The sequence below is a fragment of the Nonomuraea guangzhouensis genome, from assembly GCF_019396345.1.
GTDB lineage: Bacteria > Actinomycetota > Actinomycetes > Streptosporangiales > Streptosporangiaceae > Nonomuraea > Nonomuraea guangzhouensis.
Genome location: NZ_JAHKRM010000012.1, coordinates 317,178 through 339,151, shown reverse-complemented (window position 1 = coordinate 339,151; position 21,974 = coordinate 317,178). Strand labels below are relative to the sequence as shown.

Here is a 21,974-nt window from a genome sequence, read left to right as displayed (position 1 = left end):
GGACCCAGCGCGTCACGAACCCGCATCGCCATCGTCCCCTTGGGAAACGCCGCCCGCGCCACACGCGCTGTCAACTCGGGAATCTCCGGCCACGGACGCGGCTGCATCGACATCAGTCCACCATCCTCTCACCGCTCGCAGACGAGGAACCGCGCGGCAGATCATCCTGATTCAGGACATCATCGGCTTCCCAGAAGACACGCCGAATTGGGCAACGGAGTCCTGAAGACCGAGACTTTCTGCGGACTTTCGGAAAGTCTGCGCCCGGAACTTCCGGCGGATTGCTCCGTCAGTGCTCGCCCGCGTAGCGGCCCGTCAGTTCGGCGCCGATCCGCGCCAGCTCGGCCTGGACGGATCGCGGCTCGACCACCTCGATCATCGCACCCCAGCCGGCGAGGTTCCTGGCGATGTCCAGCGGGGTCGGTGCGGCGAGGCGGACCCGGACCCGGCCGTCATCGAGCTCGCCGTCGGTGTGGCAGTGGCGCCCGAAGTGGGTACGCAGTATCGGCACGAATCTCGCCTCGATGAGCACGGTCGCCCAGGTACGTGACCGCTTCTGCTCCACCTCGCCGACGACCTGCTGCCAGGCGGCATCGAGCGCGAAGTCGTCCGGGCGCTCGGCGGGCCGGCCGGTCGGCTCGGCCTCGACGATCCGGTCTACGCGGAAAGTGCGCTGCCCGCGTTCGGTCCCGGCGATCAGGTACCAGATGTCGTCCTTGTCGACCAGGCCCCACGGGTCGATCAGCCGTTCGGTCCGTTCGCGGGCGCCGCTGGTGTAGGTCAGGCGGACTTTCCGCCGGCGGATCACGGCGGCCTGCAGCAGGTCGACCATCTCGGGCCGGCGCCGATCGCGCTCGCCCCACCGGGTGGGGTCGATCATCGTGGCGCTGGCCGCTGCCTCGGCGTCGGCCCGGAAGGTCTGCGGCAGCGCTCGTACGAGCTTGCGCAGCGCCGCCTTGGCCTCGCCGGAAACGGCCGCGGCCGGGCCGACCAGCAGGAACAGCGCCTGCGCCTCGGTCGCCGACAAGCCGCTGAGGTCGGTACGGGCGCCGCCGACGAGCGACCAGCCGCCACCACGTCCGGCCTGCGGATATACCGGGATGCCCGCCGCGGACAGCGCCTCCAGATCGCGGCGCGCGGTGGCGACGGACACCTCCAGCTCGTCGGCCAGCTCGGCGGCGGTCACCCGGCCACGGCTCTGCATGAGCAGGAGGGTGGCGACGAGTCGATCAGCGCGCATATCCCTCCAGGAAAGTGCTCAATTGGTGAGCACTTTAGCTTGGAGGATAGTCCTTGTCACCGACCCTCGACCGGAAAGAAGGAACCAGCGATGCTGCGAGGACTCACCACCGTCAGCTTCTTCGCCGACGACATCAAGGCCGCCCAGGAGTGGTACACCGAACTGCTCGGCATCGAGCCGTACTTCGTCCGCCCGATCGAGGGGCCGCCCGCGTACGTCGAGTTCCGCATCGGCGACTACCAGCACGAGCTCGGCATCGTCGACAGCCGATTCGCCCCCCACGGCCACTCGGGCCAGGCCGGCGGCGCGGTGACCTACTGGCACGTGGACGACGTCCAGGCCGCCTTCGAGCGGCTGCTGTCCCTGGGCGCCACGGCGCATGAGAAGCCGGTCGAGCGCGGCCCCGGATTCGTCACCGCGTCCGTGGTCGATCCCTTCGGGAACCTCCTCGGCGTGATGTACAACCAGCACTACCTGGACGTTCTCGGCTCGCGGGCGGAGGCGTGACCTTCTACGCGAGCACCACCGCCGACTGGCGGGCCTGGCTGGCGCGGAACTGCCAGTCCGAAAAGGAGATCTGGCTGGTCATGTACCACAAGGACAGCGGCATTCCGAGCATGCGGTATCACGAGGCCATCGAACACGCGCTGTGCTACGGCTGGATCGACAGCCAGGCCCGCAGAGGCGACGCGAACAGCTCCCACCTCCGCTTCACCCCCCGCAACCCGCGCAGCACGTGGAGCAGGGCGAACCGGCAGCGTGCCGCGAAGATGACCGAGCTGGGCCTGATGACCGAGCACGGTCAGGCCCTGATCGACCTGGCCAGAGCCACGGGGACCTGGGAGGTCGTGCCCGACACGGACGTCATACCTGACGATCTCCAGGAAGCGCTCGACCGTGACGAGGCTGCCGCCCGGAACTTCCAGAATTTCCCGCCCTCCTCGAAACGGCTGATCCTGGAGTGGGTGGCGAAGGCGAAACGGCCGGACACCCGGCAGCGCCGGATCAGCCGGACGGTCAGCCTCGCGGCGGTGAACATCCGCGCCCATCACCCCGGCGTCCGGGCGCGCGCCGCTCTCGCTACGGATTCCACCTGATGTTGGGGTTGATGCCGCCGGTCCAGTTGAAGGTGGCCATGTTGTCCCATTGGTCGCCGGTGCCGTTGATGTTGGCCGGGTCCCAGCCGTTGCCGGAGATGGCGTACCAGGTGGGTTCCCAGTAGAAGACGCCGATCGCGCCCGCGCTACGGGCGGTGTTCTGGACCGCGGTGAACTCGCTCGCCTGCCCTGCCCACGTGGCCGGGTAGCCCGAGCACGGCGCCGAGCCGGTCACGACGTTCCCTTCGCTGTCGGCGTTGGCCGCGGTGAACGGGTAGGCGGTCTCCGCCACGATGACCGGCTTGCCGTACCGGGACCTCGCGTCGGTGATCACGCTGGACAGGGTGGACAGGGAGCCGTGCCAGAAGCAGTAGTACGACAGGGCGGTGATGTCCCATGGCACGCCCTTGGCCTTGATGCCGTCATAGAACCAGCGCGCGTTCGCGAGGCTGTCGGCGTCCGCGGTGTGGATGATCACCTGGGTGCCGCTGTTGCAGGCCTTGGTCGCGTTGTAGCCGGCCTTCAGCAGCAGGCTCAGGTTGGTGAAGTCATTGTTGATGACCTTGCCGTCGTTCCAGAGCATCCCGACGTTGATCTCGTTGCCGATCTGCACGCTGTCCGGCGTGGTGCCCTGCGCCTTCAGGCTGTTGCAGATGTCGTAGGTGTAGTTGTAGACGTCGGTCTGGAGCTGGCTGATGCCGTGACTCGCCCACGCCGCCGGCTTGTACTGCTTGCCCGGGTCGGCCCAGGTGTCCGAATAGTGGAAGTCGATCATCAGGCCGAGCCCTCTGGCCTTGACCGTCTTGGCGTAGGCCAGGACCTTCGCCTTGTTGTTGTAGCCGCTTGCCGGGTTGTTCCAGATGCGTAAGCGGACGTAGTTGACGCCGACGCCGGCGAGGATGTCCAGCGGGTCGGCGGCCGTACCGGCGGCGTTGTAGTACTTGGCGCCGAGGTCCAGGCTCCGCTGGACCGACGAGATGTCGGCGCCGCGCATGGTCAGCGTGGCGGCCGAGGCGGGCGCGGGGTTCACCAGGACGACCGCGAGCAGCGTCGCCAGCGTCAGCAGCAGCGCGCCCCCAGTCCTCCGAACGCGGGATAAAGTCATGGACTCTCCTTGTGAACGTTCACGGATTTACTACCGGCTATAGACCTGGACATTTCGCTCTTTTAGGCGTAATCAACCTCCTCATATGCTGTGAACGTTCACAGACTCTCTTGAGGTTGAGGATAAAGAAGGACCCCGAACTGGGGAAGAGCGAGTTTCGACTTCGTTTCCAGAGACGGCCGAGCCGTCATCCCTCGAAATAGGCCATCTGCACCCCGGAGACGGTGCGCCGGACGGCGGCGAACCCGTCCAGGTGGACGTGCTCGCGCAGAGCCTCGCTCAGATAGACGCGACCGGGCGTGCCGAGATCCTGCGCCATCTTGGAGGCGAGATTCACCGGCGCGCCGGCGATGTCCCAGCCGCCACCAGGCGTCTGTCCGGCCAGCACCGGCCCGTCGGCCACCCCGATCCGGCAACCGATCTCGTGCTCGGCCAGCCCCGCGCGCAGGCCCTGCGCGAACCGTACGGCCGGCCCCGGATCCTCGAACAAGTAGATGGCCAGCGGACCGGCGATCTTGATCTCCACGGCGCCCCGCTCGGGCATGAGACGGAGCCCGGTCTCCTTCATCACCGCCGACAGGCTCAGCCCCCTCAGCAACCCGAGCTCCGGCGTCTCCGCCGGGGCGACGCTCCGCTCGACCAGGACCACGGTCCGGTGCTGAAGGTGCTCGGCGGTGAGCCGCTCGGCCAGCTCGGCGTCCTCGGGACTGTGCTCCAGCCGCAGCAGGTCGGCGTAGAAGGCCGCGGAGTAGGGAATGGGGTAGCGCTGATCCTCGACCGGTCGCACATCATCCAGCCGGGGACCGTCGAGCACCTGGTAGACGGCGCCGACCGGACTCTCGGGGCCGTCTTTACGCTGTATGACGAAGGAATGGTCATGGGGCAGCCGGTCGAGGACCGCCGCCGTCACCGCGATCTCCCCGCCTTCAGTGTGGTTCTCCGCGATGTCCTCGATCGCGTCCGCCTCCGCGCCGTACAGGCCACCGGACAGGTCGTAGAAACGTCCGTGATGCACGCCGATCCCGACCCGGGCCCGGCAACGGCGTCCGATCTCGTCCTGGACCCGCAACAGGGCCGACAGCAGCACCCGCGCGTCCGTCGTGTCCGGGTGGTACATCTGGGCGTTGTCGGCCGCCCACACGCCCACCGCCTCGCCCCCGATCGCCTTGGTGCCGGCGTACAGGATCCGCTTGGGCCGGTCGATGACCGCCAGCACCTCCAGCAGGCCCAGTCGCTGACTGAGCTTGGTCAGCCCGGCCGAGTCGGACACCACGTTGTAGCCGCGAGTGGCATGCCGGCTCAGGAGCCGCCACGCGTCCGTGGCGGTCTGACCGCTGTTGCGCCACTGCTCGATCAGCGCCAGCGGCAGGCCGGCGGCAGCGCCTTGTGCGGTGTCGAAGCGGCCTGGGATGTATGCGCCCGTGGGGGGTTCGGAAGCCACCTGACCAGCGTATATCACTTAGTGAAATCGCATGGATACATTGTGCGACCGGTCTTTCTGTCGGAGGGTCACGGCAAGATCCAGGCATGCGCGAATTCACCGTCGATGAGACGGTCACGGCCGCCTTCGCCTCCGCGAGCTGGGTCATGGAGATGATCGACCACTCCTTACTCTGGCGCGAAGCCGAGCACGTCCGGCGGGAACTGTCGCGGCGGCTGCACCATACGGAGGGCGCCGAGCGCCGGGCCGCCGCGATCTGCCTGGCGCGACCCGAGCTGGCCGACTACTCCCGGGCGCTGGAGCTGGCCCTGTCCGGCTCGAGCGGCTGGACCGCCACCGAGGTGGCCGCGCTGATCTCGGTCCTGCACCGCCGGGAGTCCTACCACTGGGACGACACCTGGGTGTCCCGGGTCGTGGATCTGGCGCTGGAGTTCGACATCACCGAGCGGCATCCCCTGCGGGAACCGCTCACCCGGCTGATGGAAGGCGTGGCCGACAGCTGCCTGGCCGCCGACGAGCGGCGCCACCTGCAGCGCCGGATCGCGCTGGCCCTGCGCGACGATCCGGCGGCTCTGCCGCTGTCGGCGCTGATACGCGCCGATGCCTGGGCCTCGTCCGTGCGCGAACATCTCGGTGACGCGCCCGCGCCGCACTTGGTCGAGCTGGTCGAGCATCTGTGCGAGCTGCGAACGCCGCGGCCCGGTCAGAAGTGGCGCACCCGGTGCCTGACCTTGCTGGAGCCCGCCGACGCGCGTGAGCTCGTGCGGTTCGCGCTGGCGGCGTTCGTCTGCGAGCCGTCCTCCGGCAGGTGCCGGCGCGTGGTGTCCGATTCGAACACGGAGGTGGCCCGCGGGGTCATCTGGGCGGCGACGCTGGCCCGGGTCGACGGTCTGGTGGCCGGTTTGACCTGGCTGGCTGACCAGCTCGGTGGTGACCGCACCGGATTCGTCCAGGATCTGGCGGTCGCGGGTGCCGCGATCAACGCGCTCGGCGAGTGCGAAGACCCACAGCCGCTCTGGCGGCTGCGGACCTCGCTCAAGAACCGGGCGCTGCGCAAGCAGGTCGACGCCGCGCTCGCCACGGCCGCCGAACACGTCGGGACGACACCGGCCCGCCTGCTGGAGCAGGGCGTGCCGACACACGGACTCGCCGCCGACGGAACCCGGTCGTGGCGCCTCGGTGACCACACCGTAGTGCTGACCGTCCGGGACGCAGTCACCGTACGGCTCGGCTTCACCGCCCCCGACGACACCGCGATCCGTGCCCTGCCCCCGGCGGTCAGTGAAGCCCATGCCAAGGAGCTCAAGGCGATCAAGACCGTCCAGAAAGAGGTCCGCCAGACGCTGGCCGCCGAGCGGGCCCGCTTGGAGGGCCTGTTCACCGTCGACCGGACCTGGTCACCTGAGGACTGGGTCCGTCACTACCTGGACCATCCGATCACCGCGGTGGTGGCGCGCGGGCTGATCTGGGAGACGGATGGGAAGACCTTCCTTCCCGGCGACGCCCCGGCCGGGGCCGAGGTCCGGCTGTGGCATCCGGCGCGTGCCCCGCTGGAAGAGGTGGCGGCCTGGCGGGAGACGCTGACGGAGCGACGGGTGCGCCAGCCGTACAAGCAGGCCTTCCGGGAGGTCTACCTGCTCACCCCCGCCGAGGAGACCACCGGTGTCTACTCCAACCGGTTCGCCGCCCACATAGTCGGCCACCCGCGGTTGTACGCGCTGCTCAAGACGCGCGGCTGGCAGACCACCTGGCTCCGGGCCTCCGGCGAGCACGATGCCGTGGCCAGGAAGGAGCTGGCGGAGGGCGCCTGGCGGGTCCGCTTCCGGTACGAGACCGCCGCCGTGGCCGACTATGAGGTGACCCTGGCCGCCACCGACCAGGTCCGCTTCGACCGGCGCCACGGACGTGCCTGGCGGGAGACGCCACTGGCGCAGGTGCCGCCGCTGGTGTTCAGCGAGGCGATGCGGGACGTGGACCTGTTCGTCGCGGTCACCTCGATCGCCGCCGACCCGGACTGGATCGACCGGGGCGAGGAGCGTTTCGGCGGCTACTGGCGTGAGGTCTCCGTCGGCCCGTTGCCTCCGTCGGCCGAGGTCCGCCGCGACGCGCTGGCCCGGATCCTCCCCCGTACCGCGGTCGCCGACCGCTGCACGCTCACCGACCGCTACCTGGTCGTCCGCGGCGACCTGCGCACCTACCGCATCCACCTGGGCAGCGGCAACGTCCTGATGAGCCCCGGCGACGTCTACCTCTGCATCGTCCCCGCCCGCAGGCGCGACGCCAAGCTGTTCCTGCCGTTCGAGGAGGACGGCCGGCTGGCGCTCATTCTCAACAAAGCCTTCCTCCTCGCCCACGACAAGAAGATCACCGATGAGGCCATCCTCCAGCAGATCCAATGATCGCTGTTCATCAGGTCTCGAACGTCGGACGGAGCGCGCGGGACAGGCGCTCCAGCCATGCGTTCGCATCCCCTTCGACGTCGGGATATTCCGCCGTGAAGTCCGCCCAGTCGTTCATCTCCCACGATCGGACCGTCTCGGCGTCGAACGTGACCGTGTCCCGTACGCCCAGAGCCTCGACCAGCACGTACCGGAGCAGGTCGCGTGGGAGCGTGACGCGCTCGGCGAGCAGGACGGCGTCGTAGAGGTCCTTGCCCTGGGGCCAGATGTCGGAGGCCAGCCAGAGGATCTTCCAGGCGAGGGACAGCTCGGGGGTGGCGGCCTGGACGAGCGTCGGCTGCGCCCCGTCGGACCGCGGGATCGGCGCCGTCGCCGGTGGCAGCGGCAGGCGCTCGTTGAAGACGAAGTCGAGCTGGACCGTCCCCGGCGGCAGACCCTCGGCATGCCAGGTGAACACCATGCGCCGTCCCGGAGCCCGTTCGTAGGTCCAGATGTCATCGACCGCGATGTCGGCGGGGTCGAAGGTCACGGTGCCGGACATCTCGGGAACAGCCATGACCGCGGCGAGCAGCCCCTTGAACATCGTCACCGTCAGGGGGCTCTCCAGGTCGACGGTGTGCGGCACCACCACCCAGTCCAGATCGCCCGGGTCACGGGCCTGCTCTCCGATCCATGCCTCCAGCAGCAGGCTGCCACGTAGCACGAGGTTCTCGCTCCACGGGGACTCGGCGACGACGCGGACCAGATGGTCGATCGCCGACCGCCGGGCCCGCCGCCAGCGTCGTCCGGTCTCCTCCTCTTCGAAGGCCGGCTCACCCGCTCGGAAGGCCCGGGAGAACTGTTTCAACGCCGGGTCGAAGATCGGCGGCTGGCGGACGCCTTCGCTGTGCGCGACAGGCAGGTAGGTCGGGGGAAAATCCGGCAGCCCTCGGGCCGCGACCCACTGCGCCGGGCCGTGGGCAGTCCGATGCCGCGGCAGCGCTGGGTGACGAACCGTTCGTGGTGGCCGTCCGCGCACTGCCGCCGGGCGTTGCGCGACACGTGTGCCGCGTGCCGCTGAGCGATCTCGGCCAGCCCCGCCACGTCATCGAGGGCCACGACCTTGACATGATGTTCGAAGTAGCACCCGGCCAGGGTCGCCGCCGCCGCGGCGGTCTGCGGGACGTCCTCGTTCCAGGGGGCCGCCTCGATCTTGCCGCGGACGACGTCGAACCCCGCGACCTGCAGCCGCTCCGTGCACCTGACCACGATCGCCCGTTGCTCGGTCAGCGTGCCGCGACCCGCGAGCGTGAGCATGGGCTGCGAAGGAACCTCGCCCCGCGCGAGCACGATATGGGTGAGCTTGGCATCGCTCATGGCCGCCCACCGGCCCAGCAGTTCGAGGTCGTCGGATGCCGCGACGGTCAGGTGGATGTCGAAGACGCCGGTGAACTCCATCATCGGCCGGACCGGACCAGCCAGCGGAGCAGACGCGTGGTCTCCGGCCCTACGGCATCCTCCGCCGCAACCAGCAGCTCCTCCAGCTCACCGCGGAGTTCGGCCGGGCATCTTTGGTGGATATACGCCGCGTCGCGCCCGCACAAGGCGGCCAGGTCGGCGCTGGCGCGGCTGCTCAACAGCGCATCCGGATCGCCGCTCAGGAGGAGGTCGGCCTTGATCCGGGTCCAGGCGTCACGGTCGGCGAGCAACCGGCGGGCGGTCTCCCGTACATGACGGGGCCGGTCGGCGTCCCCGAGCAGCCCCCACAACCGCTCGGCCGGCGCCTTCGAACCAGACGCCCGCAGGAGGTCGGCCACGTTGCGGACCACCACCGGTGCCGGGTCCTCCAGCAGCGCGACGACGTCGCCCTGCGCGTCCAGAACGTCGGCCAGCGCATCCAGGCGGCGCAGCGTCCGTACCGCCTCCGTCCGGACGCGTGAGCTGTGGTCACGCAGATACGGAAGAACCAGGGCAGCTTCGGCGCTGGTGGCGCAGTCACCGAGGCCGGCGAGCAGCCCGCGTCGCCGTCCCCGGTCGGCGGCGTCCTGGAGGCGTTGCCGGTAGAGCTCGGCCGGGTCACCGCCCGCGCGCCGGACCGCCCACTGCGCGGTCAGCCGGACCATGGAGGCGTCGTCGTCCAGGAAGCGCGCGCCGTGCCGCGGATGACCGAGGCGCACCAAGGTCGTCAACGCTGTTACGCGGACCCGCGCCGACCTGCCGGCCAGGAGCTCCTCCATGAGTTCGGGCTGGTCACGGTCGATCGCCCGGGCGGCGAGGGCTTCAGCGCAGCGCGTACGGGAAATGATGTCGGATTCGTGGAGCGACGCGGCGGCGAGCTGCCGCGGGTCCATCCGACCGGCCTCCAGCGAGACGTCGAAGACGAATCGCCGCCCGTGCAGATCCGCGCATCCGCGGACGATGCTCAGCGTGCTGTCGTCGGCGCGGCGGAGAGCGTCGCGGACCGTCTCGACGGTTCGGTTCCCGCGGCTGCGGTCGCCGATACGCGCCACCACCGGCACGACGGCCAACAGCGCCGCCGCGTCCGCGTCCGTGAGCACGTCGCCAAGGACACGCAGCGCCCGATCTTGTACGGTCTCCGCCCAGTCAGCGGTCCGGATGGCCAGCACCGGAAAGAGGCGGACATCGGTGCGCATGGCCGGATGTCCGATGGCTCGGTGTCGCTCGCGGCCGTTCCGCCCGCACGCGGCCAACGCGACGGCGAGAGGGTTGCTCAACTCGTGTACGGCGGTCGGCTGCGTGATGCGCGGGTCGCGGTAGCCGTACCGGCCGGGTCTCAGTACGACGTCGAGATCGATCCAGATCTTCGGCCCCGCCGCGGCCAGGACATCCAGGGCCGAGTCCGCGAGCTCGGCGTCTGAGGCGACGGCGAACAGAGCGTCGGCGAGTTCCGCGAAAGCGGGGCGGCGCCCGTCGACCGCCTCGGCTGTCAATCGATGAATCGAGTCGACGATCGGCTCATCGGGCATGACTTTATGCCCGATGAGCTGCCGAAAGCGATCCATGATGCCCGTCACCCGGGCATCATGTCATTCCCCAAATTTCACTTTCGACCCAATATTTGCGCCGAAAGTTCATGAGATCAGCCTGCGGGCTCGTCGCCTTCGATCAGGATCCCGGCCGGCTGTACGGGCAGGAGCGAGGCCGCGCCCAGCAGCCAGTCCGCCAGCCGATCGCGTTCGACCAGGATCAACGGCTCCCGGGCGCCGAGCGCTTCCAGCCGGGCCTGCCGGGTCAGCCGCCCCGAGGTGACCAGGACTCCGGTGTGCCCGGCGAAGGTGTTGGCGAGCGCTCCCAGGAAGTTGCGGACCTCGGGCGCACCCACGGTCTTGCTGTAGCGCTTGCACTGGACGGCGTACTTCCCGCGTCCCGAGGCGATGGCGGTGATGTCCACCCCGCCGTCGCCGCTGCGGCCTCGTTCCCGGACCTGGCGGAAGCCGTCGGCGATCATCCGCTCGGCCACCAGGTGTTCGAACTCCGGCCCGGACATCCGGTCGACCTTCTCCAACTCGACGTTGGCCGCCAGGAACCGCTGTCTCCGTGCCTCGATGACCCGGTAGCGGAGGAAGAGCCCGCCGCCGAGCACCGCCACGGCCAGGCAGGCGATCATGGCCGCCCATCCCGGGTAGTGGCGGACGAACTGCACCACGACCGCCCCTGCGATGACCACGCCCACAGCTCCCAGGAGCCAAAGGTCCTGCCTGCTCCGTGGCCTTTTCCTGCCGGTTCCCCGCCTGGATCCCCTCGCCATGAGTGCCTCCTGAATGGGTGACGTCATGGCGAGTGTGAGCCGACGGTCCGACAAAATTTCTAGGTGCCGGAACTCATCCGCTTGCCTCCAGCGCGTCGCGGGCGGACATCAGGGCGAAGCCCAGCAGGTTCGGGCCCCGCCAGGTTGCCGGGGAGGCGGCGCGCTCGTCGTGGGCGGTCAGGCCGATGCCCCAGACGCGGTCCACCGGGCTGGCCTCGACCAGGACCCGGTCGCGGGTGGCCAGCAGGAACTCCCGTAGCTCGGGGTGCTGCCCGAACTTGGCGGTGCTGCCGCGGACCACGATGTCGAACCGGCGAGCGTCCCACACCGCTTCGTCGAAGCCGCCCACGGTCCGGCCGAGCGCCTTGGCCTCCCCCGGGTGACCCGCGGCGAGGATCTGGGCGGCGGTGGCGTGGTCGTCGAACAGCCAGGCCTTGTGCGCCATCATGTAGTGCTCGGCCGAGGCGAAGACGTGCCCGGCCTCGGTGAAGGAGACCGGCCACCACTGCGACAGGCACCCGGGACCGACGCTCCCATCACGGGTGGGCCGGTGTCCCCAGAAGAACAGGTAACGCAGGATCTGGCCCGCCTGCTCGGCGGCGATCGCCTCGTCCACGGTGTACGGGAGTCGCTTGAGCACAGCGACACCGTCCCACAGACACCCTGACCTCGGTCAACCGATTTCGGCTGGATCGGCGACGACACGTGGTCGATGATGGCCGAACACCACCGATACGCCTCCGTTCGATGCCTGAACAAGGGGGAATGACATGGCGACCACCGACCCCAGCAGCGACCAACCGGCACGCCAAAGGACGGCGAGCGTGGCCTTGCGCCGGGCCGGCGCGGTCTGCGCCGTGGTGCTGGTGATCGCATATCTCGCTTATCTGGCGGTGATTCCTTTCGGGCTGGTCGACAGTGGTGACCGGCTGGAGCTTCCAGAGATCGTGCTGGCCATCACGTTGCTCGTCGGTGCGAGTTTCTCGGCTTCCACCTACTCCATCACCGATTTCACGATCGGACCGAGCGGATTCAGCGCGCGACTCGCCCAGTATGAGCAGCGCCAGAATTCACTCGAAGCCGAAGTGAACGCGTTACGGATCGCGCTGACCGGCTTGGTGACGAAATACGAGTGGGATCATCTGCGGCGGCTGATGGAACAGCCGATGGTGATGGTCAGGTTCCGCGAGGACCGAAAACTCCAGCTGGAACTCGAGCGGCTCGACGCGATGGGCTTCATCAGGCCCAAGGACGAGGTACGCGGCCTCAACGCCGTAGTGGATGACCACGCGGTCGATCCCAATGAATTCGACCTGAAGAACTACGTGGAGATCACCGATGACGGCGCGGACTATCTGGAACTCCGCAAGCGCCTGAAGGACGGCGAAAGCGGCTCCACCCGCGATTGACGCTCAGCCGCCCGGGGGCGGATCGACTTCGCCGCCGACGCTGGAACGTCCCGCGGGAACACCGACGACGTACACGGTCACATGCTGCCGGACGGACTCGCCGAAGACCTCGACCACGGCATCGGTGATGGACGCGATCAGCCGCGTGGGGGCGTTGTCGACACCCGGACGGTTCAACGCCACTTCACGTAGGTTCAGCGAGACGATCGGGGCGTTGACCGTGGCGGGTACGCCGCCGATGCCCCAGCGGTGGCGTGGGATGCCGAACAGCTCGACGACCGCCATCGAACGTGCTCGCTCTCCGTATACCTTGACCAGCGCGTCGGTCAGGGCGGCGATGAGTTTCGGCTCGGCTTTTCCGTCAAGCTCTTCTTCGTGGATCCGTACTTCGAAGTGCGGCATCACAGCTCCGTTCGCTACCATGAAGACGATTTTGCTTTGCAAGCCAAATATATTTGCCTCCAAAGCTAAATGGAAGAGTGATCGATGTCAACCGAGGGCAACCGGGGCGCACCAGAGCCGGGAGTCGACGACGCGATCAGGGCGCTGCTGCTGCTCATGCCCCGCATGGTCGGGCGGGCGAAGCGGATCCGGGTGCCCGAAGAGCTCCAGTCGCTCGCGCTGGCGCCGCGGCACCTGTCGCTGCTGTCCTACCTGCTGTTCGACGGCCCGATGACCGTGAACGAGCTGGCCACCCGCCTGGAGGTCGCCCCGACCACCGTCAGCCTCATGGTCGGCGAGCTGAGCCGCAAGGGCATCCTGGAGCGGCGCGAGGACGAATCGGACCGGCGTCGGCGCATCATCAGCATCACCGACGGCAAACGCCCGTCCATCGACGGCTGGCTGGCGCGGGGGGCGCATGCCTGGCGGCAGGCGCTGGGTCCGCTGGCCCCCGAAGAGCGGCAGATGTTCGTCCGAACTCTGCGGGCCTATGAGGCGGCCATGACCGTCGACGAAGACGACTAGTTTCCGGCTTCGCCGAGGTCCGTACAGTGGGCGATCGTCGCATCGTCCGCCGTCACCGCGTGGCGCGCCTCCGCCTCCCGGACCCGACGAATGATCTCGGCCGGCCCGCTCGACGCCAGGACGGCCATGACCCCTGGCCAGTCGGTGAGCCGGAACCGGTCCACGATGCGGCTGGCTCCATTGCTGAGCAGGACGGCACCGGTCAGTTCGGAGATCGGGCAGCTGCCGGTGATCGCCTCGTCCGCTGCCCGCGGGTCGTCCTTGGCCAGCCAGAAGCCGCCCGGCTGGTTCCGGTTGGCGCGCAGGTCTCGCAGGATTCGGCGGTACTCCTCGCTACCCGCGGCGGCGGCCGCGAGCGCGGGCTCGTACGACCGGCTGATGATCACCTCCCGGGGGTCGGAGACGACGAGCGGCGCCCCCTCCACCCTGTCGAGCACGAGGTACGAGTCGCCGAGCACCAGATACTCGATGAGGCCGTCGGCCAGGCGCAGCATGGCCACGGTCGCCGACGGGCTGATGGGGTCGGCGACGTCGCAGGTGTCCCGGTGATCGTCCGTCACCTGCTCGATGGCTTCGGCGAGCACAGCCGAAAGGCTGCGGTCCCCCGCGAGTGACAAGAGCCCGCTTCCCAGACGGCTGGCGTACCAGGCCACGCCGTGCCGGCAGATCGATTCGGTGCCGGGGATGCCGGCGCCGTCGATCAGCACCGCCGCCGTCGGTACGGCGCCGGTGAAGTCCTCGTTCGCCCGGCCGGTCCGTGCCGCCGCACTCGTCATCGTCACCCGCATGTCCTGCCGCCCCCTTCTCGCCGATCAAGGCGCCCAACTCTAGCCACCGCCGACGCGCCGGTAGCGCTGTGCGATGCTGGTCGCGTGACGTTGGAGGACCTCGTACGGCTGCGCCGGGCCCGTGACCGGATGGACCGCGACTACGCGAAGCCGCTCGACGTTCCCGCGCTGGCGCACGGTGCCTTCATGTCACCAGGCCATTTCTCCCGCAGCTTCCGCGCCGCCTTCGGCGAGACGCCGTACAGCTACCTGATGACGCGCCGGATCGAGCGGGCCAAGGCGCTGCTGCGGCGGGGTGACCTGACGGTGACGGAGGTCTGCTTCGCGGTCGGATGTACGTCGCTGGGGTCGTTCAGCTCGCGGTTCACCGAGCTGGTCGGGGAGAGCCCGAGCGCATACCGGGCCCGTCCCCATGACGAGGGCGCCGCCATTCCGGCATGCGTCGCCAAGATCCACACGCGACCGGTCAGGAACGGAGAAACGAAGCCTGACCCCCGCTCCGTATCGTGACATTTATGGACATCAAGCTTTCACAGTGCTTCATCGCGGTCGACGACCATGACAAGGCGCTCGCCTTTTACCGGGACGTTCTCGGCCTCGAGGTGCGGAACGATGTCGGGTTCGAGGGGATGCGCTGGGTGACCGTCGGGGCGCCGTCGCAGCCCGACGTGGACATCGTCCTCGAACCACCCGTCGCGAACCCGAACGCCTCCCCCGCCGACAAGCAGGCCATGGCCGAACTCCTGGCCAAGGGCCTGCTGCGCGGCGTCATCTTCAGGACCGACGACTGCGACGCCACCTTCGAACGCATCAGCGCCGCGGGTGCCGAGGTGCTGCAGGAGCCGATCGACCAGCCGTACGGCGTCCGCGACTGCGCCTTCCGCGACCCCTCCGGCAACCTGCTGCGCTTCAACCAGCCCCGAAGTTGCCAGGGTCAGCTGCCGACATAAGCCGCGAGGTGCTCACCCGTGAGGGTGGAGCGGGCGGCGACGAGGTCGGCGGGGGTGCCTTCGAAGACGATCCGGCCGCCGTCGTGGCCGGCGCCGGGGCCGAGGTCGATGATCCAGTCGGCGTGTGCCATGACCGCCTGGTGGTGCTCGATGACGATGACCGACTTGCCGGCGTCGACGAGCCGGTCGAGCAGGCCGAGCAGCTGCTCGACGTCGGCCAGGTGCAGGCCGGTGGTCGGCTCGTCCAGGACGTAGACGCCGCCCTTGGCGCCCATGTGGGTGGCCAGCTTGAGTCGTTGCCGCTCACCGCCGGACAGCGTGGTCAACGGCTGGCCGAGGCTGAGGTAGCCGAGGCCGACGTCGGCCAGCCGGCCGAGGATGGTGTGCGCGGCCGGCGTACGCGCCTCGCCGGCGCCGAAGAACTCCGCGGCCTCGCTCACCGACATCGCGAGCACCTCACTGATGTCCCGGCCACCGAGGTGGTAGTCCAGCACCGAGGCCTGGAACCGCTTCCCCTCGCAGTCCTCGCAGGTGCTGGCCACGCCGGCCATCATCGCCAGGTCGGTGAAGATGACGCCGGCACCGTTGCAGGTGGGGCAGGCACCCTCGGAGTTGGCGCTGAACAGCGCCGGCTTCACACCGTTGGCCTTCGCGAACGCCTTGCGGATCGGGTCGAGCAGCCCGGTGTAGGTCGCCGGGTTGCTCCGTCGCGAGCCGCGGATCGCGCCCTGGTCGACCGACACCACACCCGCGCCGGCGGGGATCGATCCGTGGATCAGCGAGCTCTTGCCGGAGCCGGCCACCCCGGTGACGACGACCAGCACGCCGAGCGGGATGTCGACGTCGACGTCCCGCAGGTTGTTCGCGCTGGCGCCGCGGATGTCCAGTGTGCCGGTGGACTTGCGCACCGTCTTCTTGACGGCGGCCCGGTCGTCGAAATGGCGGCCGGTGATGGTGTCGCTGGCCCGCAGCCCCTCGACGGTCCCCTCGAAGCAGACGGCGCCGCCCGCCGTACCGGCGCCGGGGCCGAGGTCGACGACGTGGTCGGCGATCCCGATCGTCTCCGGCTTGTGCTCCACGACGAGCACCGTGTTGCCCTTGTCCCGCAGCCGCAGCAGCAGGTCGTTCATCCGCTGGATGTCATGTGGGTGCAGACCCGCGGTGGGCTCGTCGAAGACATAGGTCGTGTCGGTGAGCGAGGAGCCGAGGTGGCGGATCATCTTGACGCGCTGCGCCTCGCCGCCGGACAGCGTGCCGGCCGGCCGTTCGAGCGAGAGGTAGCCAAGGCCGATCTCCACGAACGAGCCGAGAGTCCGCTGCAGCGTCGTGAGCAGCGGCGCCACCGACGGCTCGTCGAGGTCGCGGACCCATTCGGCCAGGTCGCTGATCTGCATCGCGCAGGCGTCCGCGATGTTGATCCCGTTGATCTTCGACGACCGGGCCGCCTCGGCGAGCCGGGTGCCGTCGCACTCGGGGCAGGTCGTGAACGTCACCGCCCGCTCCACGAAGGCGCGGATGTGCGGCTGCAGCGCGTCGACGTCCTTCGACAGGATCGACTTCTGGATCTTCGGGATCAGCCCCTCGTACGTCAGGTTGATCCCATCGACCTTGATCTTGGTCGGCTCCTTGTGGAGGAGGTCGTGCTGTTCCTTCTTGGTGTACTTGCGGAGCGGCTTGTCCGGGTCGAAGAAGCCGCTGCCGCGGTAGATGCGGCCGTACCAGCCGTCCATGCTGTAGCCGGGGATCGTGAGCGCGCCCTCGTTGAGCGACAGGCTGTCGTCGTACAGCGCGGTCAGGTCGAAGTCGGTGACCGAGCCCATGCCTTCGCAGCGCGGGCACATGCCGCCGAGACGGTTGAACGTCGCCTTCTCGGTCTTCGTCTTGCCGTCGCCGCGCTCGATGGTGATCCCGCCGCTGGCCCGCACCGAGGGGACGTTGAACGAGTACGCGTTGGGCGAGCCGATGTGCGGCTGCCCGAGCCGGCTGAACAGGATGCGCAGCATCGCGTTGGCGTCGGTGGCGGTGCCGACCGTGGAGCGGACGTTGGCCCCCATCCGCTCCTGGTCGACGAGGATCGCGGTGGTCAGCCCTTCGAGCACGTCGACCTCGGGCCGGGCCAGCGTCGGCATGAAGCCCTGTACGAAGGCGCTGTACGTCTCGTTGATCAGCCGCTGCGACTCCGCGGCGATCGTACCGAACACCAGCGAGCTCTTGCCCGAGCCGGAGACACCGGTGAACACCGTCAGCCGGCGCTTGGGGATCTCGACGCTGACGTCCTTGAGGTTGTTCACCCGCGCGCCGTGTACGCGGATCAGATCGTGACTGTCGGCGATGTGCGGCGCAGGCGACTGCGTGTCCGTCCTCGTGGTGGTGCTCATCGTGTCTCCATATCTGTTAACGCAGGGGCCGCCGTCACGACGTCGTCAGGGTCGATCTAACCAGCTTCGAGCAGTACGTCCGGTTCTTCGGGGCTGCGGCCGCTCATTGGTCCTGGAGCAGCCCGAGGACGTTGCCGTCGGGGTCGATGACGGTGGCCACCAGGCGGCCACCGCCGACGTCGTGCGCCGGCTCCTTCACGGTGGCGCCCGCGGCGGTCACCTCGGCCAGCTTCGCCTCGATGTCCGGTACGTGCCAGTAGGCCACCGGCGAGCTCATGCCCTGCGGCCCACCGCCCGGCACCAGCCCGATGTGCTGGCCCTCGGCCTCGAAGCCGACGTAGTAGGGCCCGTCGGCCTGTGGCTGGATGCCGAGCAGCGCGGCGTACACCTTCTTGGCCGCCGCCAGGTCGGAGACGGGGTGCAGCACGGTCTTGATTCCCTGGGTGGTGGAGCCGGTCATGATCTCTCCTGACGTCGTGGTGGTGATGTCCATGACGGTCAGGCTAGGTGCGGCTCGAGGGTGCGCGCTTCTCGATTCCTGACCGGTCCGCACCGATCCCCGGTGCCCGCGGCCTTGCCCTCGTCGACGGCTTCGCTTCGCTCGCCGACTGATCGAGGACCTGCGACACCCATGAGAGAAGCCCACTCCGTCCGGCCGGCTCACTCCCGCCCGCGTCCGGCGCGCGTTTCGGAACCTCCGCCCCGCACTCGCCCTGCCAGCCGCCGCACCTGAACCTGCCAGGCCCGGCCCCGGACGCCCGCCCGACATCCCTAATCGCCGACCGGCGCCCCGCTACGACGTCGGCAAGGCCGTCAAACGCGGCCGCGCCCTGGCGGCGCTACAACAATCTGGAGGATAAAGAACAAGCTCCTTTGCAGCCGGAATCGTCGGAAACACGTCAGCTTGACCTTCAAAATACTGGGACCCAGCTCATCACTTAATGCAATATCAGAAGCACGTTTAGTAGCGGCTCTGTGGCTGCCTTGGGCAGCTCTGCTCGCCTCCAGTGCAGGTCAAGTCCGCCCCTTCCGTTGAACCCGATCATGCCCTAACCTTCCGTCGAGGCGCGGATCATGATCCGTAAACAGACCTTGGGAGGCTGGCCGGTGCCCGATCAGGCAGGTGAAGTACGTCCCTCGCACGCCACAGAGCTTGGACCGGGACCGACCAGCCTGCCGGGCCCTCCTCGCCAAGAGGCCATCGATACATTTGGGCGACCGCCGGCCGCGCTCCCGATGTCCGTCATCGACAAGTGCGATCTCAGATGTCAATGCTGCATGCCAGAGGAGTACAACTGGCTTCAGAAAGACAGGCTGTTGACCTTTGACGAGCCACCTCGAATCGCAGCCGTATTTACCGGTGGGGCGTAGACAAGGTGCGGACAACCGGTGGCGAGCCCCTTATCCGCTCGCAACTGCCGGACCCTGTCTGATGCCGGATGGAGCAATCTTCGGCATCACAGCGGCGGCCACGATGCCATTCTGTGCCAACGGTGATCGGAGCAGACCCACCGCGGATGGGCTTCGGTTCAGGTGCCTGTATGCCAAGAATGGAGCCGACCCGCGTAATCCCCTTGGGGAGGGTGCGATCGAGGCCGAGTTGTCCGCGCTGACTGCCCGGGGCGGACAGGCCTCTGGCCTCCGTCCATCAGCAAGCAACCGTCCCCAGTAGGGAGTTTCACGTTGATCGAATCGGACGAGCAGCCAACTACCGCGGTAGGGCCTGACCTGACCCATATTGATGCGGCCGGAAACGCCCGCATGGTCGATGTATCCGAAAAAACCGTCTCTCACCGGCTCGCCATAGCCGAGGGCTGCGTAACCATGCGTCCGGAGACCCTGTCCCTGATCATGTCGGGCAAAGCCGCAAAGGGGGACGTCCTCGCCGTGGCACGAGTCGCCGGCATCATGGCGGCCAAGCGAACCGGAGATCTGATCCCACTCTGTCATCCGCTTGGCATCGAGAGCGTGGCCGTCGAGCTCAAGCCTGCGGGAGAAGATCAACTACTCATCACGGCCACCGTCGGTGTCACCGGGCGCACAGGCGTCGAGATGGAAGCATTGACGGCAGTCGCCGTCGCTGGTCTCACCGTCTACGACATGTGCAAGGCAGTCGACAAGGAGATGGAGGTAGGACGGATACACCTCAAGGAGAAGATCGGCGGCAGAAGCGGCCATTATCGACGGGCGGCCAAGGCAACCTAGCCATCTCTCAGGCGCGCCGGACGATCCGGTAAAGACAGCGAACCCTAACGTACGGAGACGACTGACCATGAATGTGCGGGTCCTCTATTTCGGTGCAATTCACGACAGGGTGACGAAGGTTCGTTCCGAGATGGTAACTCTTGAATCCGGAGCGACCGTGTCGGATCTCCTGCAGCAGCTCAACGTAGCGCATCCTGGACTCAACAAGGTTCGTAGTCACGTCCGTATCGCTGTTAACGAGTCCATAGTAGAAATAAGCGAAGCGCTAAATGAAGGGGACGATGTCGCCCTCATTCCTCCGGTGGCCGGCGGCTAGTTCGCTGCCTTCCTCAAGCACAGAGGCGATGTTCTCGGGCTTCCAGCATACGAATGACTTCGCCTGGGAAGCCACCAGACGTGGAGATGCCGCAGCCGTAATGAGCCATCTCCCATCACCGAAGCACCTGACGATTGACGTTTCGAGCCGAAGCCACTCCGCGGCGCCCGATCGAAAGGGAGTAGATGGACACAAGGCGCAACCCGCTAATTACGGTATCTGAACTGAAAGCGCTGCTCGATCACAGTCATCCTCTCTCCCTTCTCGATGTCCGATGGCGATTCGATGGGTCGGAAGGTCTCTCTACTTTCCGGCAAGGGCACGTGCCCGGGGCAGTGTTCGTCGACCTGGATCGAGAGCTGTGCGGTCAGCCCAGTTCGGACGGACGTCGGCCGATCCCAGACGGAGACCGCTTTGCAGGAGACATGCGGCGGCATGGAGTCCGTGCCGAAAATCCCGTGATCGTTTACGATGGCGCTGATTCGACGTCCGCGTCGAGAGCCTGGTGGTTGCTGCTCTACTTTGGCCATTCCGATGTGCGTGTACTGGACGGAGGGCTTGCCGCCTGGTACGAGGCCGGCCACTCTGTTGAAATCGGCGACGGCCACAAATCAGCCTTGGGCGACTTCCAATCCCAACCCGGGGGAATGACTATTGTTGACGCTGATACAGCGTACGCAATAGCCGAGAGTGGCACCCTGGTCGATGCCAGGTCTCGATCAAGATATGAGGGTGAAGCAAAAGCATCAGATCTTACCGGGGGTCATATCCCGGGCGCGGTCTGCATCCCGGCGGAGGAGAATGTACGAGCCGACGGAACCTTCCTGCCGGTCGATCAGCTGCAGCGGAAGTTTCGAGATCTCGGTTTCTGCCGGGCAGGTATCGAAGTCGGCGCCTACTGCGGTTCTGGCATCCTCGCTACACACACCATATTGACGCTGGAGCTGGCAGGGGTAAAAGCTGCCCTGTATCCGGGCTCATGGAGCCATTGGATCTCGGATCCAGGGCGGCCGGTGGCTCGGGGCATCCGTCCCGCCTGAAGGAGGACTTCTGGGCAGCCGGCTAATCGGTGCTCGTCACTGAAAGATCGTCAGGAGCACCGATCCACTCTTCGCCGTCAGGCCCGATCTCTTTCTTCCAGATCGGCGTCTCAGCCTTCAGAAGCTCAGCGCAGAGCCGAGCAGCGTGGAATGCCTCCCCGCGGTGTGGCGCGGATGCTGCGATGATCACTACCACCTCGCCGACCTGGAGGCTCCCTGTTCGATGCGCCACTGCCACCCGGACATTTTCTGCGGTGCCCTCGCAACGAGCCACGATATCCACCAGGCTATTCTGCGCCATCGTTCCGTAGGCTTCGTATTCGAGCCGGGTGACAGATCGTCCCTCATTGTTGTCCCGAACGTAGCCGACAAAGACCACTGTGCCGCCTTGGCCGGGCCAGGTTACCGCGCCCATAACCTCGTCGAGGCTCAGCGGCGCCTCCGTGAGGAGGCAGTACGGTGTCGTCGACATATGCGCATCTCCTGGTTCAGGGATCGAAGCATCCATAGCTTGCCAACTTTGAGAATTATTGCGCACTCGCAGCACTCTTGCCAAGATCTGTTACTGGCCTCATGTAGGTCGACGAACTCGATTAGCGCGGCGGTCTCGGGCCGAGTTCTCGGGCAAAATAGGCCGACGCGGCTTTCAGAATATCGTTTGATCGGCGCGGCTCACGGACTTCCACTCCAATTCGGCGATCCGCTGCGCGTGCTCGACGTAGCACCCGAACGCTTTTCCTCATCGATTTCCGTCTGCCGCACCCATGAGTGCGGCACCTCACGGTGCACGCCGAGCCGGTCGGCCACCCGGGCGATCGTCCCGGCCTTGCCGCCGGTCTCCTCGCGCAGATCGAACACCATTCTCATGGCTCGATCACCCAACTCTTGGAGG

Annotated in this window: 24 protein-coding genes; 10 read left to right on the top strand and 14 right to left on the bottom strand. The window is 67.6% G+C overall.

Annotated elements, in window-relative coordinates; genetic code table 11:
* Positions 1-289 precede the first annotated feature (289 nt).
* Complete coding sequence (locus tag KME78_RS26225) at positions 290-1,240, bottom strand: helix-turn-helix transcriptional regulator (protein WP_219531985.1); 951 nt, start codon at positions 1,238-1,240, stop codon at positions 290-292.
* 90 nt (positions 1,241-1,330) lie between these two features.
* Here KME78_RS26225 and KME78_RS26220 point away from each other — a divergent pair, with 90 nt between their 5' ends.
* Both KME78_RS26220 and KME78_RS67310 read left to right on the top strand, forming a co-directional pair.
* Positions 1,331-1,747: a VOC family protein gene (locus tag KME78_RS26220; RefSeq protein WP_219531984.1), complete on the top strand. Its 417-nt coding sequence runs from the start codon at positions 1,331-1,333 to the stop codon at positions 1,745-1,747.
* Complete coding sequence (locus KME78_RS67310) at positions 1,744-2,337, top strand: YdeI/OmpD-associated family protein (protein WP_219531983.1); 594 nt, start codon at positions 1,744-1,746, stop codon at positions 2,335-2,337. The genes KME78_RS26220 and KME78_RS67310 overlap by 4 nt, the downstream gene beginning before the upstream one ends.
* Here the strand turns inward: KME78_RS67310 and KME78_RS26210 are convergent.
* Together KME78_RS26210 and KME78_RS26205 are read right to left on the bottom strand one after the other, a co-directional pair.
* A complete protein-coding gene (locus tag KME78_RS26210) occupies positions 2,321-3,442 on the bottom strand; it encodes a glycoside hydrolase family 53 protein (protein ID WP_219531982.1) in 1,122 nt (373 codons plus the stop codon). The two genes, KME78_RS67310 and KME78_RS26210, sit on opposite strands and share 17 nt — an antisense overlap.
* Before the next feature lie 187 nt (positions 3,443-3,629).
* Positions 3,630-4,883, bottom strand: coding sequence for a nucleotidyl cyclase domain-containing protein (locus tag KME78_RS26205; protein ID WP_219531981.1), 1,254 nt, complete (start codon positions 4,881-4,883; stop codon positions 3,630-3,632).
* A gap of 86 nt (positions 4,884-4,969) precedes the next feature.
* Between KME78_RS26205 and KME78_RS26200 the strand changes: the two genes are divergently transcribed.
* Positions 4,970-7,282: a DUF4132 domain-containing protein gene (locus KME78_RS26200; protein ID WP_219531980.1), complete on the top strand. Its 2,313-nt coding sequence runs from the start codon at positions 4,970-4,972 to the stop codon at positions 7,280-7,282.
* Positions 7,283-7,292: 10 nt separating this feature from the next.
* Here the strand turns inward: KME78_RS26200 and KME78_RS26195 are convergent, their stop codons facing one another.
* From KME78_RS26195 to ybiA, 5 genes are all read right to left on the bottom strand, one after another.
* Complete coding sequence (locus KME78_RS26195; RefSeq protein ID WP_219531979.1) at positions 7,293-8,129, bottom strand: nucleotidyl transferase AbiEii/AbiGii toxin family protein; 837 nt, start codon at positions 8,127-8,129, stop codon at positions 7,293-7,295.
* The gene (locus tag KME78_RS26190) at positions 8,126-8,722 is read right to left on the bottom strand and encodes a hypothetical protein (RefSeq protein WP_219531978.1); all 597 of its coding nucleotides are present in this window, start codon (positions 8,720-8,722) and stop codon (positions 8,126-8,128) included. The genes KME78_RS26195 and KME78_RS26190 overlap by 4 nt, the downstream gene beginning before the upstream one ends.
* Positions 8,719-10,248: a HEAT repeat domain-containing protein gene (locus KME78_RS26185; RefSeq protein WP_219531977.1), complete on the bottom strand. Its 1,530-nt coding sequence runs from the start codon at positions 10,246-10,248 to the stop codon at positions 8,719-8,721. The genes KME78_RS26190 and KME78_RS26185 overlap by 4 nt, the downstream gene beginning before the upstream one ends.
* A gap of 113 nt (positions 10,249-10,361) precedes the next feature.
* Complete coding sequence (locus KME78_RS64650) at positions 10,362-10,949, bottom strand: restriction endonuclease (RefSeq protein WP_219531976.1); 588 nt, start codon at positions 10,947-10,949, stop codon at positions 10,362-10,364.
* Positions 10,950-11,103: 154 nt separating this feature from the next.
* Positions 11,104-11,670, bottom strand: a complete 567-nt coding sequence (ybiA, locus tag KME78_RS26175) for a riboflavin biosynthesis intermediates N-glycosidase (RefSeq protein ID WP_308127139.1) — start codon at positions 11,668-11,670, stop codon at positions 11,104-11,106.
* A gap of 130 nt (positions 11,671-11,800) precedes the next feature.
* On the opposite strand from ybiA, the gene KME78_RS26170 reads away from it, so the two are divergent.
* Entirely contained in the window at positions 11,801-12,439 is a 639-nt protein-coding gene (locus KME78_RS26170; protein WP_219531975.1) for a hypothetical protein, read from the top strand.
* Positions 12,440-12,442: 3 nt separating this feature from the next.
* Here the strand turns inward: KME78_RS26170 and KME78_RS26165 are convergent, their stop codons facing one another.
* Positions 12,443-12,841 carry a tautomerase family protein gene (locus KME78_RS26165; protein WP_219531974.1) on the bottom strand — a complete coding sequence of 133 codons (399 nt, stop codon included), beginning with the start codon at positions 12,839-12,841 and terminating at the stop codon, positions 12,443-12,445.
* Positions 12,842-12,925: 84 nt separating this feature from the next.
* Here KME78_RS26165 and KME78_RS26160 point away from each other — a divergent pair, with 84 nt between their 5' ends.
* A complete protein-coding gene (locus KME78_RS26160) occupies positions 12,926-13,405 on the top strand; it encodes a MarR family winged helix-turn-helix transcriptional regulator (RefSeq protein WP_219531973.1) in 480 nt (159 codons plus the stop codon).
* On the opposite strand, the gene KME78_RS26155 is transcribed toward KME78_RS26160, so the two are convergent.
* On the bottom strand, positions 13,402-14,181 hold the full coding sequence (locus KME78_RS26155; protein WP_246651910.1) for a protein phosphatase 2C domain-containing protein: 780 nt from the start codon (positions 14,179-14,181) through the stop codon (positions 13,402-13,404). The two genes, KME78_RS26160 and KME78_RS26155, sit on opposite strands and share 4 nt — an antisense overlap.
* 141 nt (positions 14,182-14,322) lie before the next feature.
* On the opposite strand from KME78_RS26155, the gene KME78_RS26150 reads away from it, so the two are divergent.
* Both KME78_RS26150 and KME78_RS26145 read left to right on the top strand, forming a co-directional pair.
* Entirely contained in the window at positions 14,323-14,703 is a 381-nt protein-coding gene (locus tag KME78_RS26150) for a helix-turn-helix transcriptional regulator (protein WP_246651909.1), read from the top strand.
* A gap of 5 nt (positions 14,704-14,708) precedes the next feature.
* Positions 14,709-15,143: a VOC family protein gene (locus tag KME78_RS26145; RefSeq protein ID WP_219531970.1), complete on the top strand. Its 435-nt coding sequence runs from the start codon at positions 14,709-14,711 to the stop codon at positions 15,141-15,143.
* Here KME78_RS26145 and KME78_RS26140 read toward each other — a convergent pair.
* Both KME78_RS26140 and KME78_RS26135 read right to left on the bottom strand, forming a co-directional pair.
* Positions 15,128-17,521 (bottom strand): ATP-binding cassette domain-containing protein, encoded by a 2,394-nt coding sequence (locus KME78_RS26140; protein ID WP_219531969.1) that lies wholly within the window; start codon positions 17,519-17,521, stop codon positions 15,128-15,130. The two genes, KME78_RS26145 and KME78_RS26140, sit on opposite strands and share 16 nt — an antisense overlap.
* Positions 17,522-17,624: 103 nt before the next feature.
* Positions 17,625-18,014 carry a VOC family protein gene (locus KME78_RS26135; protein ID WP_246651858.1) on the bottom strand — a complete coding sequence of 130 codons (390 nt, stop codon included), beginning with the start codon at positions 18,012-18,014 and terminating at the stop codon, positions 17,625-17,627.
* 1,190 nt (positions 18,015-19,204) lie between these two features.
* On the opposite strand from KME78_RS26135, the gene moaC reads away from it, so the two are divergent.
* From moaC to KME78_RS26120, 3 genes are all read left to right on the top strand, one after another.
* Positions 19,205-19,726, top strand: a complete 522-nt coding sequence (moaC, locus tag KME78_RS26130; protein WP_281428854.1) for a cyclic pyranopterin monophosphate synthase MoaC — start codon at positions 19,205-19,207, stop codon at positions 19,724-19,726.
* 67 nt (positions 19,727-19,793) lie between these two features.
* Positions 19,794-20,042, top strand: coding sequence for a molybdopterin converting factor subunit 1 (gene moaD / locus KME78_RS26125; RefSeq protein WP_219531968.1), 249 nt, complete (start codon positions 19,794-19,796; stop codon positions 20,040-20,042).
* A gap of 185 nt (positions 20,043-20,227) precedes the next feature.
* A complete protein-coding gene (locus tag KME78_RS26120) occupies positions 20,228-21,082 on the top strand; it encodes a sulfurtransferase (protein WP_219531967.1) in 855 nt (284 codons plus the stop codon).
* Positions 21,083-21,104: 22 nt separating this feature from the next.
* Here KME78_RS26120 and KME78_RS26115 read toward each other — a convergent pair whose 3' ends face one another.
* Together KME78_RS26115 and KME78_RS26110 are read right to left on the bottom strand one after the other, a co-directional pair.
* Positions 21,105-21,554 carry a molybdenum cofactor biosynthesis protein MoaE gene (locus KME78_RS26115; RefSeq protein WP_219531966.1) on the bottom strand — a complete coding sequence of 150 codons (450 nt, stop codon included), beginning with the start codon at positions 21,552-21,554 and terminating at the stop codon, positions 21,105-21,107.
* Between the two features lie 200 nt (positions 21,555-21,754).
* On the bottom strand, positions 21,755-21,943 hold the full coding sequence (locus tag KME78_RS26110; protein ID WP_219531965.1) for a hypothetical protein: 189 nt from the start codon (positions 21,941-21,943) through the stop codon (positions 21,755-21,757).
* Between the last annotated feature and the right edge of the window lie 31 nt (positions 21,944-21,974).